The sequence below is a fragment of the Ureibacillus galli genome, from assembly GCF_014836845.1.
Lineage (GTDB): Bacteria > Bacillota > Bacilli > Bacillales_A > Planococcaceae > Ureibacillus > Ureibacillus galli.
Map to the genome: position 1 here is coordinate 20,540 of NZ_JACSQA010000004.1, position 17,394 is coordinate 37,933.

At 33.6% G+C, this 17,394-nt stretch carries 21 protein-coding genes and 2 riboswitches; of the genes, 19 read left to right on the forward strand and 2 right to left on the reverse strand.

Annotated elements, in window-relative coordinates; all coding sequences use genetic code 11:
• Positions 1-14: 14 nt before the first annotated feature.
• Positions 15-1,193 carry an FtsW/RodA/SpoVE family cell cycle protein gene (locus H9636_RS04500; RefSeq protein WP_122973460.1) on the reverse strand — a complete coding sequence of 393 codons (1,179 nt, stop codon included), beginning with the start codon at positions 1,191-1,193 and terminating at the stop codon, positions 15-17.
• 486 nt (positions 1,194-1,679) lie between these two features.
• On the opposite strand from H9636_RS04500, the gene H9636_RS04505 reads away from it, so the two are divergent.
• From H9636_RS04505 to H9636_RS04595, 19 genes are all read left to right on the forward strand, one after another.
• Positions 1,680-2,528, forward strand: coding sequence for a ParA family protein (locus H9636_RS04505; RefSeq protein ID WP_191706441.1), 849 nt, complete (start codon positions 1,680-1,682; stop codon positions 2,526-2,528).
• A 132-nt stretch (positions 2,529-2,660) separates the two neighbouring features.
• Complete coding sequence (locus H9636_RS04510) at positions 2,661-2,879, forward strand: hypothetical protein (protein ID WP_122973458.1); 219 nt, start codon at positions 2,661-2,663, stop codon at positions 2,877-2,879.
• A 179-nt stretch (positions 2,880-3,058) separates the two neighbouring features.
• Positions 3,059-4,375 carry an ATP-binding protein gene (locus H9636_RS04515; protein WP_191706442.1) on the forward strand — a complete coding sequence of 439 codons (1,317 nt, stop codon included), beginning with the start codon at positions 3,059-3,061 and terminating at the stop codon, positions 4,373-4,375.
• A 293-nt stretch (positions 4,376-4,668) separates the two neighbouring features.
• Complete coding sequence (locus H9636_RS04520) at positions 4,669-6,468, forward strand: PDDEXK-like family protein (protein WP_191706443.1); 1,800 nt, start codon at positions 4,669-4,671, stop codon at positions 6,466-6,468.
• Positions 6,469-7,054: 586 nt separating this feature from the next.
• Positions 7,055-7,219 (forward strand): hypothetical protein, encoded by a 165-nt coding sequence (locus H9636_RS04525; protein ID WP_191706444.1) that lies wholly within the window; start codon positions 7,055-7,057, stop codon positions 7,217-7,219.
• 112 nt (positions 7,220-7,331) lie between these two features.
• Positions 7,332-8,297, forward strand: coding sequence for a nucleoside hydrolase (locus tag H9636_RS04530; RefSeq protein ID WP_191706445.1), 966 nt, complete (start codon positions 7,332-7,334; stop codon positions 8,295-8,297).
• Between the two features lie 54 nt (positions 8,298-8,351).
• Positions 8,352-8,398, forward strand: a riboswitch (PreQ1 riboswitch).
• Between the two features lie 117 nt (positions 8,399-8,515).
• A complete protein-coding gene (gene queF, locus H9636_RS04535; RefSeq protein ID WP_191706446.1) occupies positions 8,516-9,016 on the forward strand; it encodes a preQ(1) synthase in 501 nt (166 codons plus the stop codon).
• An 11-nt stretch (positions 9,017-9,027) separates the two neighbouring features.
• Positions 9,028-9,071: riboswitch (PreQ1 riboswitch) on the forward strand.
• 53 nt (positions 9,072-9,124) lie between these two features.
• Positions 9,125-9,784: a 7-cyano-7-deazaguanine synthase QueC gene (queC, locus tag H9636_RS04540; RefSeq protein ID WP_191706447.1), complete on the forward strand. Its 660-nt coding sequence runs from the start codon at positions 9,125-9,127 to the stop codon at positions 9,782-9,784.
• Between the two features lie 38 nt (positions 9,785-9,822).
• Positions 9,823-10,356, forward strand: a complete 534-nt coding sequence (locus H9636_RS04545; protein WP_191706448.1) for a VUT family protein — start codon at positions 9,823-9,825, stop codon at positions 10,354-10,356.
• A 151-nt stretch (positions 10,357-10,507) separates the two neighbouring features.
• A complete protein-coding gene (locus H9636_RS04550; protein ID WP_191706449.1) occupies positions 10,508-10,714 on the forward strand; it encodes a helix-turn-helix transcriptional regulator in 207 nt (68 codons plus the stop codon).
• A 5-nt stretch (positions 10,715-10,719) separates the two neighbouring features.
• Positions 10,720-11,130, forward strand: a complete 411-nt coding sequence (locus H9636_RS04555) for a hypothetical protein (protein ID WP_318240992.1) — start codon at positions 10,720-10,722, stop codon at positions 11,128-11,130.
• 114 nt (positions 11,131-11,244) lie between these two features.
• Positions 11,245-11,703, forward strand: coding sequence for a helix-hairpin-helix domain-containing protein (locus H9636_RS04560; protein WP_191706450.1), 459 nt, complete (start codon positions 11,245-11,247; stop codon positions 11,701-11,703).
• 94 nt (positions 11,704-11,797) lie between these two features.
• Positions 11,798-12,259, forward strand: a complete 462-nt coding sequence (locus H9636_RS04565) for a GNAT family N-acetyltransferase (RefSeq protein WP_191706451.1) — start codon at positions 11,798-11,800, stop codon at positions 12,257-12,259.
• Positions 12,260-12,388: 129 nt separating this feature from the next.
• Positions 12,389-12,805 (forward strand): MarR family winged helix-turn-helix transcriptional regulator, encoded by a 417-nt coding sequence (locus H9636_RS04570; protein WP_191706452.1) that lies wholly within the window; start codon positions 12,389-12,391, stop codon positions 12,803-12,805.
• Positions 12,795-13,979, forward strand: a complete 1,185-nt coding sequence (locus H9636_RS04575; RefSeq protein WP_191706453.1) for an MFS transporter — start codon at positions 12,795-12,797, stop codon at positions 13,977-13,979. The genes H9636_RS04570 and H9636_RS04575 overlap by 11 nt, the downstream gene beginning before the upstream one ends.
• A gap of 150 nt (positions 13,980-14,129) precedes the next feature.
• Complete coding sequence (locus H9636_RS04580) at positions 14,130-14,351, forward strand: hypothetical protein (protein WP_191706454.1); 222 nt, start codon at positions 14,130-14,132, stop codon at positions 14,349-14,351.
• A 232-nt stretch (positions 14,352-14,583) separates the two neighbouring features.
• Positions 14,584-15,138, forward strand: coding sequence for a GNAT family N-acetyltransferase (locus tag H9636_RS04585; protein ID WP_191706455.1), 555 nt, complete (start codon positions 14,584-14,586; stop codon positions 15,136-15,138).
• A 197-nt stretch (positions 15,139-15,335) separates the two neighbouring features.
• Complete coding sequence (locus H9636_RS04590) at positions 15,336-15,848, forward strand: cysteine hydrolase family protein (RefSeq protein WP_191706456.1); 513 nt, start codon at positions 15,336-15,338, stop codon at positions 15,846-15,848.
• A 392-nt stretch (positions 15,849-16,240) separates the two neighbouring features.
• Positions 16,241-16,819, forward strand: a complete 579-nt coding sequence (locus H9636_RS04595; protein WP_191706457.1) for a hypothetical protein — start codon at positions 16,241-16,243, stop codon at positions 16,817-16,819.
• A gap of 79 nt (positions 16,820-16,898) precedes the next feature.
• Here the strand turns inward: H9636_RS04595 and H9636_RS04600 are convergent, their stop codons facing one another.
• Positions 16,899-17,303, reverse strand: coding sequence for a GNAT family N-acetyltransferase (locus H9636_RS04600; protein ID WP_225230074.1), 405 nt, complete (start codon positions 17,301-17,303; stop codon positions 16,899-16,901).
• Between the last annotated feature and the right edge of the window lie 91 nt (positions 17,304-17,394).

Genomic DNA, 17,394 nt, shown 5'->3' on the forward strand with positions numbered 1-17,394 from the left:
TTGATAGCGAAAAGTTAATAATTTATTTCTTTCTCTTTAGAAGAGAAAACATAGTTATGGTACGTTTTTTTAAAGGAGAGAATGACGCCGATTAACATAAAATTCGATAGTAAGGAACTTCCACCATAACTTAAGAAAGGTAAAGTAACACCGGTAATCGGTAATATCCCCATTGTCATACTAATATTTTGGAAAATTTGAAAGGTGAATAAACCGATAATTCCCGCTCCTATCGTATAGGCAAATGGATCATTCGTATTCATAATGATGATAATGAGGCGGTAAAGTAATAAAAAATACAAAAAGATGATAAAAGTACATCCAATAAAACCTACTTCTTCAGCGATAGCAGCAAAAATAAAATCTGTATGTTTTTCTGGTATGTATACATTGTTATTCAAAAAACCTTTCCCAGTAATTTCGCCTGATCCAATGGCTAACATTCCTTGTCTTGCTTGTAGAGAAGAATCTTCATATTCGTAGGGGAATAGCCATCCGTTGATCCTTGAAATTTGATGGGATGAAAGTTGACTCATTATATGTTTCATGAAGAAATCATTAAATTTAAAGTATAGAACCATTAATGTAACGACAACAGTGACAGGAATAGCAGCAAATGTAATTAATATTTTTCTGTTAATTGTTGAAAAGTATATCATCGGAATAATAAGTGCTAAATATAGCATTAACATGCCTGTATCCGGTTGTTTATAAACGATAACCATAGGAGGGATAACAATAGCTGCAATTTTAGCAAGTAAATAACTATCCGTAACGATAGAGTGTTTTGCTAATTTTTTTTGATGGTTTTCCATCGTTTTAGCGATGACTAATAAAAATCCAAACTTTAAAAATTCAGAAGGTTGTAAAGTGCCGATAAACATAATTTTGTACCAAGCCTTTGCGCCATTAATTGGCTTTGCAATGCTCTCAGGTGCAAAAATTAAACCGATTAATAAAAGAACGATAAAAAAATAAAATAACCATGCAATTTTTTTTAGCTGTTCTAAATCCAATATAGCAATAGCGACCATTAAAACAAAACCAATACAGTAGAATATGATTTGTTTCAGGACAAAAGATCCTGGGTATTGGGAAAAGGATGCATTACTTGAGTATATGAAAAAACAACTAATAATACCGAACAACGCTAAATATAGAATAACTTGTTTATCTAAATATTTGTTTATCATATTCGATTACTCCTGCTTTTATTGGTTTCGATTTACTAAATAGACATATATTTGAAACGTCAATAAAATACAAAATGTTTCACCATTTTTTTAAGAAGAGGTGTTTGTTGTGCGAAAGGTGATTTTTCCTTAAATGGATTGTACGAATTATAAATTATCCACAAAAATAATAAAATAAAGTGAAAAATCCTCTATTCATCCCCAAAGTTATTCTAGTCATCCACATGAAACGCTTTTATCCCCAAAGTTAAATGGGCGTTAACAGACCATTGTTCGAGTCTTTTGCACTTATCCACAAAAGCTTTCTTGCTATTTGAATCATGAAAATATTACATATTTCGACCATTTATAAAGGATTTTTGAAATTATTTCCCGAGAAATGTCTCTTTATAACTTAAATGGGTATAATTTGTAAATCCTAAGATTTGTTAATGAAAAGTAGTAGTTGTACATACTTTAATTTAAAAGAGAGAAAGGGGTGGACGGATGGCTATCGTCATATCAACCATTCATCTTAAAGGTGGCGTTGGAAAGACAACGACCACTGTAGGACTCGCAGAGATGCTCGCATCGGAGTTTAAGAAGAAAGTGTTAATCGTTGATCTCGACCCCCAAACTCACGCAACAATTATGCTAATCGGCGAACAATGTTGGATGGAATTAAATAAAGATAGGTATACGTTAGCGGCGTTGTTCGAAGAAGCTTTAGAACCGGACGATAAGAAATTTGTTTTTGAAAAAACATTGCAAAAAAATGTATCCAATATTCATTCAGTCCAAAACATTGATCTTCTTCCATCAAGTCTAGATTTGATTGGGATTCAAGATGTATTGGCTAAAATGCCAACGGGTCCATTTTATACAAATAATCCAATTGAAATTTTAAAAAATGCCATCCGTCCCATTAAGTATGACTATGATTATATTTTAATCGACTGTCCTCCAAATCTTGGTCTCATTACATTAAATGGCATTCGGATGTCTAATAGTTATATTATTCCTACCGTCCCTGACGTACTTTCTACATATGGCATATCTCAAGTAATCAATCGTGTAGATGAATTTGCGGATAATATGGATATGAAAATGGAACATTTGGGCATTGTCATTACAAAATTTAAGGAAAATTCAAAAGTACATAGAGTTACTTTAGAGCAGTTGAAAAATCAAAATATCCATGTATTTAGTAAAGTATTTAAAGAAACAAATCAAATGGCAAAGGCAGCGGATTACTATGTATCCTATGCAACATTTAAACAAAAATGGGGAGAAGAGAGTACATTCCATGCATTCTATCATTTGGCAAAGGAAATAATCGAAAGGTATGAAGGGTGAAATGCTTTCCTTTTATTTTGGCTTTTATTTCTTAAAATAATCCAGCAGCAGATGGACAAACTACTCAAGAAAAGTGAAAGCTTTTTTGAAAGCCCACTTCCTTTTCAAAACATATCAACGGGGAGGATAGCAATGCCAAATCAAGAAATGAATAATACTAGGTCCAATTGTCAAGGGAATGTTTGTGGAACGGAACAGAGTTCGATGAATCGAAATGACCGATCCAAAAACAGAGAAGAGTTTGCCTCTGAAATTCATGTAGGTGCAAATTTAGAGCAAACTCATTCGAACAACGCCTTAGAAAAAAGGTCAAAAAGACAATTACACAGTGAACGCACTGCCTGGAATTAAAGTGTTATTTGGCGCTGTCGGAAACCGGCGATATTAGGGACTAAAGTTTTTCTTTAGTCCCTTTTAGTTGGTTTATGAAAAAATATTTTCCATATTTGTTTAAAAATTAATCCTACTATATTACTATGATAGTATAAGAAAAAACGGAACGAAATAAATTTAAGGAAGTACCTATAGTAATGAAAAAAGCAAATATAAAAATTATTTTAGCCCTATCATCTTTATTAGTTTTATTATTTACATCATTTAGTGTCTATACGACAAATGTAAATATAAGAAGTACAGTGGAAGAGGCCATAACGAATCAAAATTTAGAAACGGCTAAAACCATTTCTGAACAATTTGATATTGAAACATATAAAAAGTTTCTAGAGAGTCCGGAAAAGAACGAGTATTATTGGAAAATTAATAATGATTTAAGTAACATTCGAAACAAAATAGGGGCTCTATTTGTTTATACGATACAAGTAGAAAGCCCAACAATGATGAAAACAATGATTGCTGGTTTACCTGCTGATAAACAGAAATCCTTTCAAATTGGAAGGCCAACCAACGTTCCAAAAAAACAGATAAAGATGGTTTATTATGAAGAGAAACCATTTATCACAAGTATGATTAAAGATTCCCAATATGGAACGTATTTAACGGTTGCCGCACCTATTATAGATGAATCCGATGAAGTGCTTGGTTATGTTGGTATCGATATTAGTGCAGAGGCAATAAATGAAGTAAAAACAAGCGTTTTGGAAAATAACTTAGTCATTTTTATTTTTAATGCGCTATTTATTTTCATCATGGTTATTTGTTTTTATTTCATCCAAAAATGGTATCAGAAGGCCGTTTTAATGGAAGTAGAATATACCGAAGACACATACCAAGAGGAAATTAAAACGTTGATTACCTCCGTTTCTTCGTTAAGACATGACATGACAAATCATCTCCAAGTCATACATGGTCTTTTAATTATTGGGGCTACCGACAAAGCCCAACAATATGTAAATTCCCTTGTAAATGAAGTCCAACTAATTAAATCGGTATCTGTTGATGCATCCATTGAACATCCTGGATTAGCGATTCTATTACAAACGAAAAAACTAGCAGCGAATAATCACCAAATTAACATGGCGATTTCCGTTGACCCGAATCCTTTTGATCGAATTAAATCAACGGATATGATTAAAATCTTATCGAACTTAATTGATAATGCTATGGATGCAACGAACGAATTGCCTGAAGAGCTTCGTCAAATACAGGTTCGTTGTGAAGCAACGGATTGCCATTATATATTTGAAATTAAAAATACTGGACCAAAAGTTCCCGAATGTGAAGAAATTTTTAAACAGGGCTTTTCTACAAAACATGCGGAAAAAGGGAAAACAAGAGGTCAAGGTTTGTTTATCGTGAAAGAAGTAGTAGAGAAATATAATGGAAACATTGCGCTTTATTCAACAAATGAATATGAAACGATTGCCAGGGTAAAAATTCCTCTGAAATAACGTTAGAGATATACAATCGAAATAGAATAAATGACCATAAAAGAAGGTTCAAATAAAAAGTTTAGGGCCTATCTATATTGAATTATTCTATTTCGATTGAATTCTTTTTGAAATTTGGAATATCTATTATTTTCACCTTGAATAGAAAAAGAAGTGTCATTGACATTATTCTTTTGCTTATTACAATAAAAATATCTTCAAAGACAATTTTTGTTAAAAAATATTAGAAAGTAATGGAGTAGTCAAAGAAAAACTTCCTAATATAATAGTAGGCAGATAGGAGAAAATTTAGAGTGGAAATACGAGATTTAATTGACCTAGAAAATGATACAAACTTTCAACAACTGAATCAACAAGTAAATTCCTTTAATACTTTAAAAATATTAAAATTGGAAAATCATGAAATTCGCCATTCTAATATATTGGCCTGGCTATTAAATCCAAAGGAAAATCATAATTTAAGTGATTACTTTTTACGTAAAGTAATGGAACATCTTTTATTAATGGATGAAAATAGCGGAAATATACAATTTCAAAAAGTTGGGGATATCCTTAATCATTCATTAGTCGACAGCCATGTTTATCGGGAAGTAAAAACGGATAAAAATCGTTATATTGATTTACTTATTGTGAACCAGCAGTTGAAAACCGTTTTTATTATTGAAAATAAATTTTATTCCTCGGAATCAGTGAATCAATTGAATGATTATTTAGAGTTTACTCGCCGTACATTTGGAAATTTTACGATTATTCCCATTTACTTAACCCTTAATGGAGAAGAACCTTCGAATTCCAATTATTTCATTTTAACCTACGAGAAAATTGAAGTAATTTTACATACGATTTTAATGCTATATAAAGATCGACTAAACAACAATGTTTATCAATTTATTGTAGATTATAATCAAATTTTAAAAGAAAAATTTTATCCAAATCAAGATCAAATAGTACAAGCCATTGATATTTATCGAAATCATAAACAAACGATCAATGTACTTTTTGAAGAAACGGTCAGCTTACACAAACAATTACAATTTGAATCCGGCTTTTATTTTGAATTTATGATGAAATATAAAAATACGATTCAATATATATATAAACATGGGCAAAATATTTTATCCTACAGTTTTGATGAATTTATTAACCAGCAGTTTGATAAAGAAGTGTTGTATCGTTCCCAGCCAACTAGTCCCCATTTACTACCGCCAGAATGGGAAGGGATAAGTTATGTCCATATGAAAGACCCAAACTATTGGTTAGGAAAAGGGTTAGTTGTATGGTTTGAACAAGCAAAAGATAGTCGGTTGAGTATTATTGCTGAAATGGGACCAATTGAATACACCGAAAGACGATCTCTTTTAGAAAAGTTAGAGCAATTCGGTATATCGATTAAAGAAAGTTCCAAATTGGAAAAAGCTCGATATACCCGCTTCTTTACTCAAAAAATTGACATAAATAAGTGGGATGATATGGCAGAGTTAACACAAGGAATGCTTGATTTATATAATTCATCTGAGTTTAAGCAAGTAAGAAATCAAGTCGCAACAATTTTAAACAATGATGAGGTAGAAGTGGTAGAACCGAAAACATCTGTGGAGAAACAAACGGCACAAGATATTAAAGTAAAGGTACAAAGGGCATTTAGAAAATGGATGGTATTAATGAATATACCTGAAACCGATTACCGGGCATCAACTAAATACCTTTCTTTCATCATGCCTCTTTTCGATTCCTTTAAAGAAAGGTTAGGGGAGACAAGGGAAAAGTGGTGGTGGTATAACGGACCATTTCTATTTTGGTTCAATATCAATGAGGATTCTATTTATTTTACATTAGAAGTTGGACCAATCGAGGCAAATCAACGGGTTGTATTAATGGAACAAATGAAAGAACAGGGAATTGTTTTTAGTAAAAAGGGACTTTCTCCAGAAGCAAAATTTAATCGCATCTTTTCCCAATCAGTAGCTATAAAAGGGCTAGGTGAGTCAGAACTTTTACAAGTTTTCCAAACTTTGTATAACCATCACGAGTTACAAGAGACTTTAAATAAAATCCAGCATATTTATAACGAATTCTATAGTAACTTTGAATAATGTTTCGGTCTTAAATGCTTTTTATTTTTAGTTCCTATATGAAACTTTTAAAATGTGTATCAATATGTTCAATACAACGAAATTTTGGTATAATGAAGGTGTTAGAAGAACAGAGTAAAAAAGACTACTTGATGCTGCAACATCAAGCAGTCCACTGTAATAGCTAGTCCTAAGGGATTGGCAACCAGTTCGGAGTTTATAACCTACATTGAGCATGAGCTCAGGTAGGTTATTTTTTTTGATTTACTGTAATCACAGTCACAATTAAAGTGGCGAAGGCCACGGAAAACATTAATGTTTCAGAAATGGACAAGGCATCACCGCCTCTCTGTAAAGGGAGTTCCGCCAATCAACCTTATTTGTTTACTATCACACCTTTATTATAGCACATATGTTCGCATTTTAAAGGGTATAAGGTTGTATTTTATAGAATATGGAAAGATCTCCATTGAATAAAAGGATAAAAATAAACTGTAATTTCACTACTCCTAATGCCTTTTCAATTCTATTTGGCAAAGATTTTAACGCATACTTTCTTACATATTGAAAATAATAAGCGGAAAATAAATGAAAAGAAGGTAGAGCGATGCGAAAACGTTTGAATATAATTATCAGTTTAATTTGTATAGTTCTTTTTGTTGTAGCTTGTACAGATAACGGTGATGACACACCTGTAGAAGCAAAGGAAAATGTAAATAAAGTTAAAAATTCATCAAGTAGTAAAATTGATTCTTTATTAAGAGAAGTGTAGGTTAAAGCCCCATTAGTTCAAGTTTTTTACATGATATATTCCTTTTATTTCCTTTTCGAGTATACTTGATAGTAGAGAATATTATTATGAAGTAAAGAAAAGGGGATTTTTCATGTCTAAAATACCTATCATCATTGATACAGATCCAGGAATTGATGATGCAATGATGTTAACATTTGCCTTTGCAAATAATCATGCGCTAGATATTCGCTTAGTAACGACAAGCTCAGGGAATATCTCCCAAGGGAAGTCAAATCATAATGCACGAGTCTTTTTAAGTTATATCGGAGCGAATGTAGAAGTTGCCCGTGGTTTGGAAAGTCCTTTTCTCCGGGAATTGGAATTAGCAGAAGATATTCACGGGGAAAATGGTTTTGGCAATGTCCAATTCCTAACACCGCCGTTGCCAGTAAGCCATCGTCCAGCAGTGACAGCGATGTTGGAGACCATTTTAAATAGTAATGAAAAAATTACAATCGCTGCAACGGGTCCCTTAACGAATGTTGCTGCATTACTTGTTGCCCATCCTGAAGTAAAACCGAAAATTGAACGAATCACATGGATGGGTGGTGCAGCAGTTGGGGGCAATGTGACACCAACGGCGGAGTTTAATGCATTCGTTGATCCCCATGCTGTACAAATTGTGTTCAATTCAGGAATTCCCGTTGTGATGAGTGGTTTAGATGTAACTCACAAAGCCTATATTACAAAGGAAGAAATAAAAAAATTACAAGAGTTTGGTACAGAGTTTACTCAAAAACTGCATCAAATGGTGACATTTTATCTTGACCAAATTGAAAAAACACCATTCCATGCAGAAAATTATGATCAAGTTGTTCATTTCCATGATGTAGTACCATTGATGTATTTATTGCAACCTCACTTGTTTGAAGGAACCGACCACTATGTAGAGGTGGAGCTAGAAGGGAAAGCAGTAGGTGCTACTGTCGTCGATTATTATAATCGTACAAAAAAAGAGCCGAATGTCCACGTGCTACATAACGTTGAACGGGAGAAGTTTGTTGAAGAATTTATGAAGGCTGTGGAAAATATTTCGGAACGCCTCACAAAATTTTAATTGACCAATGCCCCTTCATCCTTTATTCTATTCAATGAATAGAATGCCCGGCGAACGGGAGAGGTTCATAGCTGATACCCTCTATAAAAAACTATGGAAACATGACGAATGATGCCATGTCCATAACTGGACATGGCTTTTATGTTTTTATAAGAGTTTTATAGATTATGAACTTCTCCTTGTTAACTGTTGGGAAACATTTGCAAGGAGGATTTTTTATGTCTGGCCGTAACCACGAAGAAGGTTTAAAAGATTTAACATTACTAGGAAACCAAAATACACAATATTCATTTGATTATGCACCGGAAGTATTAGAAGCGGTAGATAATCTTCATTCCAATCGGGATTATTTCGTGAAATTTAATTGTCCGGAGTTTACGAGTTTATGCCCATTAACGCATCAACCGGACTTTGCAACGATGTATATTTCTTACATTCCAGATAAAAAGATTGTAGAAAGTAAATCGTTAAAATTGTACTTATTTAGTTTTAGAAACCATGGTGATTTCCATGAAGACTGTGTCAACATTATCATGAACGATTTAATCAAATTACTAGATCCTCGTTACATTGAAGTATGGGGTAAATTTACGCCACGGGGAGGAATTTCGATTGACCCTTGGTGTAACTACGGGAAACCAGGAACGAAATATGAAGAGATGGCTCATCATCGTTTAATGAACCATGATTTAAATCCTGAAAAAATTGATAATCGTTAAGAATGAAATTAAATAAAGAGGTTATTAGCGACCCTCTATAAAAAACTAAGGAAAAACAGCATTTTTCTTAGAATGCTGTTTTTTCATTAATAAAGGAGTTTTTTTCACATGAAGCAAGGAAAAGCCGTTGTTGTATTTAGTGGAGGACAAGATAGTACGACTTGTTTGTTTTGGGCAAAAGAACGCTATGAAGAAGTGGTAGCTGTAACCTTTGATTACGGTCAAAGGCATCGGCTTGAAATTGACTGTGCAAAGGAAATAACGAAAGAATTAGGGATTGCTCATCACATGTTAGATATGTCGCTATTGAATCAGTTAGCACCGAACGCTTTAACAAGGGGAAATATCCCAGTGCAAGATGGTGAAAATGGGGAATTACCATCAACCTTTGTGCCTGGGCGTAATTTGTTGTTTCTATCCTTTGCTGGGGTGTTGGCAAAACAAATAGGGGCGAAACATATTGTTACAGGCGTTTGTGAAACAGATTTTAGCGGCTATCCCGATTGCCGGGATATTTTTATTAAGTCGCTAAACGTTACGTTAAATTTATCAATGGATGATACTTTCGTCATTGAAACACCGTTAATGTGGCTTAATAAAGCGCAAACGTGGGAATTGGCAGATCAGCTCGGTGCCCTTGAATTTGTCCGCGAAAAAACACTCACTTGTTATAACGGAATAAAGGCGGACGGTTGTGGGGAATGTCCAGCTTGTAAGTTGCGTAAAAGAGGTTTAGATGAGTACTTAAACTCGAAGGTAGAGTCTTAAAAGACCAAGTTTTTAATTGAAATTTAAGGAGTAGTAAAATGAGAATCATATTTTATTTATTATCAATTGTCGTTGCCAATGTGGTGACGGCTGCCTTTGCACCATTGCAATTTGGAATGTTTATCGTTCCGATGGGGACGTTGTTTGTTGGAGCGACGTTCATTTTCCGGGATTTAGTACAAAATAAATACGGTCGGAAAAAAACGTATTTATTTATTTTTACAGCATTAGTTTTGTCAGCAATTGTTTCCTCCTTACTAGGAGATACATTAATGATCGTAGCAGCATCAGCTATTTCCTTTATTTTAGCTGAAACGGCCGATACGGAAATTTATACTCGATTGAAATTACCTATCGCTTGGCGCGTTTTCTATAGTGGTCTAGTAGGAGGATTACTAGATTCTGCAGTGTTTGTCATCATTGGTTTAAGCCCTCTTGGCGCAGGTATGTTACCATGGGAAGCTGTACCAGCTGCTATTATCGGTCAAATTATCGTGAAAACCGTCATCCAAATGATTGGTGCTATAATTTTAAGCCAAGTGCATGGAAAGAAAAGTAACAGTTTTGCTTAATAAATCGTTTTCTAAAAAACTGGTGTAGCTTCAAAAAGTTTCCGCCAGTTTTTTTATAGGACAATATGTAAAGATATCTTTACATATTGTCCATTTTTATTTATATTAAATGTAAAGATATCTTTACATTTAATATGGGGTGAAAAGTTTTGTGAAAGTAATTAATCATATTAAAGAAGTTCGGTTAGCCAAAAAAATTACGCAAATTCAAATGGCGGAAGATTTGCAAATTACTCGTCAAACGATTAATGCCATTGAGAAAAATAAGTATAATCCAAGTCTGGAATTGGCTCTAAAATTAGCTAAATATTTGGATGTTCCTTTTGAACAATTATTTTACTTAGAGGAAAAGGAGTGAAGTTGGTGAGCGTTAAGAGGTTACAGTATTTGTTATGGACTGTGATTGTTCTATGTATGATAATAGGCGGTTTTTTAGGTATATATATCATTGGAAAAGAAACGGGTAATTATCCTGTTGAATTAATGTTGCCAATTATCATTGGAGTTATAGGAGGGTTAATGGTATTTTTGATGATTTCTAAATGGAGTCAGAAAAGAAGGGGAAATGTGCCTGAAATCGATGAACGAACTTTAAAAAATCTCCAAAAGTATTTTTTGGGGGCGCTATATTTTATTTTAATAGGCAGTGGGGCTGCTCTATTAATTGCGTATGCAATGGGAGTAAAAACAATCGAAACGGGACTGTTGATTTTATGTCTAGGCGGAGTGTTTTTAATGACGATTGCGGGGGCATTTATTGTTAAAAGAGTTTGAGGAAGTAAAGAGGGATAGGTCCATTGGGTATTCGTCTCTTACTCACTCAAGTAGTAGGGTAATTAAACTTTTGTCGAATTATACTTACTAACAATGGATAGAAGGAGGGGTTTTTTGAGTTCCAATCCAAAGTTACCGTTAACTGTTGAAGACAAAGGCAAACTTCGAAAAGCAAAAGTGAAATTAGGAGATATACATACACTAAGTACAAATCAAATAGTAGAAATACTGGAAATGTCGTTAGACGAAGCGAAGAAAATAAAAGCACTTGCAGATTTTCAACGAGTTCCATCCATTGGATATGAACTTGCTGAAAAGCTCGTTAACCATTTACATATTTTTTCTTTACAAGAGATACAGGAAAAAGACGGTGCGATATTGTTTAATGAATTAGAGAAGAAAATGGGCGTTTGGACGGATAGTTGTGTAGAAGATCAAATACGGTGTGTCATTCATTTCGCCAATAACCCGAATAGTAACAAGCAATGGTTTGAATTTACAAAGGAAAGAAAAAAGTATCGGAAAGTTTATGGGTATCCAGATGATCGACCTGAAACGGCTTGGTATGAATAGGGAGAAAGGATAATGAAAACACGATTAACCTACGTAAGAAGGATTACCCCCATGTTTGTTGAACTTAATTGATAGAGAAAGGGGTTTGAGTGTGATGATAAATGAATTAGATTTTAGAATAGCTGAAGAAACAGATTTAGATCAAATTGTTCAAATGCTTGCAGATGATGTGTTGGGAAGTCAGCGGGAACGATATGAACAGCCGCTGCCAGTAAGTTATATAGAAGCTTTTCAAGCGATATCGGCAGACCCAAACAATGAGTTAGTAGTAGCTTGTATAGGAGATGACGTGGTAGGTGTACTACAAATTACCTTTACTCCATATTTAACATATCAAGGTGGGTGGCGAGCTACGATTGAGGGGGTTCGAACAGCCTCTTCTATGCGAGGTAAAGGTCTTGGGACGGAGTTATTCAAATGGGCCATTGAAAGGGCAAAGGAACGAGGTTGTCATCTACTTCAATTAACAACTGATAAAAAAAGACCTGATGCACTGAGATTTTACGAAAAACTTGGATTTGAGGCAACCCACGAAGGAATGAAAATGAAACTTTAATGGTGCAAGTAGGGACGTTACCCAAAGTGGAACGTCCTTTTTTTAATGGAATAGAAATCGATTAGTATTTACATGAAATCATTTATAGTATACAGTTAGTTAGGGATACTAACTACTTTGGAGGTTTTTATGAATCTGTTTTCTACAATCTACCGCTTTAATAAATTGTACGTGAACCGACTGCAAGAAATATGTTCTTTAAACGGGATTACGCCAGTACAATGGCTAGTTTTACAACATGTGTATAAACATGAAGGATGTACAAGTATGGATATTGTGAAAGAATGGTCGGTTGAAAAACCAACCGTATCAACGTTAGTAAGTAAATTAAATGAACAAGGGCTAATTAAGTTCACAAGTGGTCAAGATAAACGACAAAAATATTTGTCTTTAACAGTTGAAGGGCAGATCCTTTGTAGAAAAGTAGAAGAAAAAGTAATGGAACTCCAATCATTTGTAACAGAGCCTTTGTCAAAGGAAATGGTCAATGAATGGACGGAACAGCTTATGATTTTAGAGGAGCGTTTGAAACACTATGAAGGATAAAATATGGACGAAAAACTTTATATCCGTTGCACTTATAAACTTTTTAGCGGTATTAATGTTTTATTTGTTAATTGTAACGATTGGTAGTTACACGATAAAAACATACGATGCATCGACTAGTATGGCTGGTCTTGTATCGAGTATTTATGTTATAGGTGCATTGGTAGGACGGCTAATGACAGGAAGACTTATCGAAAAAACAGGACCGTCCAAAATTTTAATAATAGGCGTAATTGGTTTCTTTATAACATCATGTTTTTATTTTATTGAAATACATATTGCCTTTTTATTAGTCGTACGTTTTATTCAAGGGGTTTTTGTTGGAATTATTGGGTCTGCTGCAGGAACAATTATTGCTTATATTTTACCAGCCAATCGAAAAGGGGAAGGGATTGGCTATTACAGTTTAAGTGCCATCTTAGCGACAGCAATTGGTCCATTTATCGGTTTACTCTTAATGAAATTTGAACATGGAAATACGATTATATTTGGATTCAATGTCTTTCTATCCCTTTGTATGATTGTAATGCTTGCTTTTATAAAAATAGAAATTACGTTTGTCTCAAAGAAAAACGAACAACAAAGTGAAAGCAAACAATCCTTTATATCAAAAGTGATGGAACCGAAATCAATTCCGATTTCCTTCGTTGCGTTACTCATTGGTTTTGCCTATTCAGGTGTCATGTCCTACATATCGCCTTATGCAGAAGAAATTGAATTAGTTACGGCTGCAAGTGTATTCTTTATTGTTTATGCCATCGCAACGATTGTGACAAGACCGATTACCGGAAAGCTGATGGATAAAAAGGGACCAAATATCGTTGTTTACCCGGCTTTAATTATTTTTGCGTTAGGTATGTATTTATTTAGTACAGCCCATAGTTCAACTGTGTTACTATTCGCTGCGGCATTCATTGGACTTGGCTTTGGTAATTTTAACTCGATTGCTCAAACGATCGCCGTAAAAGTTACTGAGCAGCACCGTTTCGGTTTTGCGACGTCGACCTATTATATTTTTTATGATTTAGGTTTAGGTTTCGGCCCTTATTTACTTGGCATTTTCGTACCATTGTTAGGTTTCCGTACGATGTTTCTGTGGATGGTACCGGTCATTATTATTTGTATTCCGCTTTACTATGTTTTACATGGAAGAAAAGCGAAACAATATATTTAAGATGTTGCTTACCAAAAATCTAATAACAGCGTATTAGAACTCATAAGGGCTACGAAAATGGAGGTGAAATTTTGAATTGCGAAGAATTATTGGATTGGGGGATATTATGAACTTTCAATCGAATTTCACCCTATTGAAGATAATAAAAGGTTGAATCAAGCATTAATTGCGATACAAAATCTTGATTTTTTCAACGGGTTTTGGAAAGAACGTCGAGACTTTCATATAACAATAGCTGAAACGATTTGTAACGATTCCCACTTTGAATTAGCTATGATTGGTGAAGAAGTTTCTGGCATTACGAATCAAAAAGAAATGACGCTAGAAGATATAGAAAAAATAACTTGCATTTTACCAGTTCATTTACAATAACGTCTTGGAATTGAAGGAAAAGGCGAAACATTGTCAAAACAACTAAGGTTGTTTAAACTTTGAGATTAAAAAAAGAGTTAACCATCTTTTGATAGGTTTAACTCTTTTTTTATATTAACCTTCTACCTTTTTAAAATCTCCATCGTTTCAAGAAGGATTCAACTACTTTTTGTTGAAATTATGGATAAATAGATTGATCACAAAGGGACTTATTAAAAGTGGAGGGGATGAGATGGAGGTTGTTACAAAAATTTTAGCAACAGAACGGCTTTATTTAAGGGAAATGGTTGAAAGTGATTGGGTAAATGTTCATAAATACGCATCACAAGAAATGGTTTGTCGCTACCAACCTTGGGGACCAAATACTTTAGAGGAATCGAAAGCGTTTGTGAATGAAGTGATAGCCGATGCTTCAAAAAATCCACGGAAAAGATATGTCTTTGCCATTATCAATAAAAGTGATCAAAAAATGGTTGGTGCTGGAGAGTTAAATCTTCGTGATTCTACTAATAAAACGGGAGAAATCGGCTATGTGGTGAATCCGGATTACTGGGGAAGAGGGATAGCAACAGAAGCAGCAATGCTTTTGATTGACTTTGGCTTTGAGCAATTCAACCTCCACCGAATATATGCTACTTGTGATCCAAGAAATATTGGCTCATATAAAGTATTAGAAAAGGTTGGCATGACAAAGGAAGGTAGAATTCGTGAAAACTTAAAAATGAAAGATGGTTGGAGAGATTCATTCCTTTATAGTATTTTGAAATACGAATGGGGGAAATCATGAAAATCTTGAAAAAAAGCAGAAAACCAAACTAAGAAGTTCTTCTCCAATTTGAATCAAGATTTAAAAGATGATTGGAAATGTTATTTTTCATATCATCTTTTATTCTTTTTAAAGGGCTTATTTTGCAAAGAGAAGTGTATTTTACAATTACAAATGATAGAATCAATCACATATTGGAAAATGAAAGAGGTAAAATTATGGTAACGAGTGCAGATGTTTTAATCGTCATTGATTTACAAAATGGCGTATGTTACAGCGGAGATCATTTATTTGAGTTGCAAAATTTACTGACTATAGTAAATAAAAGAATTGCCTTATATAGAAAATTACATAAACCGATTATTTTTGTTCAACACTGTGATGAGGAATTAGTACCTGGGGAAGAACTTTGGGCTATAAATTCTAGCTTAAACGTTGAAGAGGAAGATTTTTTTGTAAGGAAAACCCATGCCAATTCTTTTTACAAAACGAATTTAAAGAATCTGTTAGACGAATTAGCTGTTCAACGTATTGAATTTTGCGGTGCCCAAACAGAATACTGTATGGATGCTACCATTAAATTTGCCCATGGATTAGGATATAAAAACTATATGGTCCAAAAAGCAACTTCTACTTTGGATAACCCGTTTATGTCTGCAGAAAAGACAATCCATTTTTATGAAAATATATGGAACCATCGATTTTTAGAATGGATAGAAGATGAATCTTAGCTGCTAAAACACGAATAGTAAATTGAGATAGGGAAAAGGAGTAGCTATAGCTTCTCCTTTTTTAATGATTTGAAAATCCATAAGAATATAGTCAACACCAATAAGAAAATAGGGATAAACCCAATATATTTAAATGCATTATTTGCTTCCCAAAAATAGTACCCAATCGGTATGAAAGTAACGCTACTTACGAGCATAAAAGGCCAAGAAAGTACTACATCTACATTTTATCATCAATTTCCAATTAGTAGTTTAATACTTTTCAAATTTAATTACTTTATAAGAGAATAAAATTAGAAGATTATAAATAAAGGTAATCAATCTTTCTTATAGAATTTATAAAATATCACTCACGTACTAAACATGCTGGAATCATGAAGGGGGACGATTGAATGGACAATTCATTCGTAATGAGTTTAGATGAAAGCCATTCATTAAATTTTTTAATTTACTTGCAAAATATCTATCTCAATCAACATCGTAAGGGAGAGCATCTAAAGTATCCATACTTATCTACAACGGTCCCGTTTAAAGAAGATTTTGAGAAGCGATTTAAAGAACTATGGGATGATGTTTTTCAACAAATTCTTAAAGACAAAGTACACGATTTAAATATTTTTCATAAGGAGAAATATTTGTTTTATGAGAGATTATTCGTTACCAATGATAGTAGTTTAACGTTATTTGATGAAATTATCACAGCATTCGAGGTGTGGTGGATTAGTAATGTAGGGCACTTTGCTATTGAGAGATCTGTGGATGAGCTGGTTCATCCTGTTTATTTAGAATTGGCGAATTTTCTAAAGGAAAGTAAAAGGACACCTAAAAAGAATTTACATATTAGTTTAATTTACGATGATTGTTTATTCGTTCAGAATAAAATTTTTTCTTATTTTGCTGTTATATCCCTAAACGAGGTGATATTTAAACAGGAAGAATTAGCCTTAAAATTAAGAGCGTGTTTTGATTAAATCATTCAAAAGAATCCTCCTTTCAATAAAAAGAAGGGAGGAGGATTTGAGTAAAGAGGAGCTTTTAAAAAATATCTATCTATCGATTGATATTTTTTGTCATTCCAATAGCGAATTTTTTAAAACCTAAAGTTTCATAATAAGTCTCTAAATTTTCAACACACATGAGTTGAGGAATGACCTTATTTTGCTCACAATGGCTAATGATACGATTCATGATTTCTTTACCAATTCCTTTAGACTGATAGTTGGGCATGACACATACTCCACATATCATTGCGGTAATAACTCCATCGGAAATCACTCGCCCCATACCTACTAGTTGTTGATCATGATAAGCGTACATTGCGTACCAACTTTGTTTACACATTTTTTCTAACTCATCTACTGATAAATTGAGTGAGTTCCAACCTAACATTTCATATATGTTTAGTAGTTCTTTAAAATTTTCAGGGGGATGTATAGAATAACTTATCTTTTCCAAGGAAAGTACCTCCAATTTTTCTCAGTAATATTTTCGGGGGACCAAAAGAAAGTCGATAATCTACTAATATTTCAATTCGAAACTATTTACT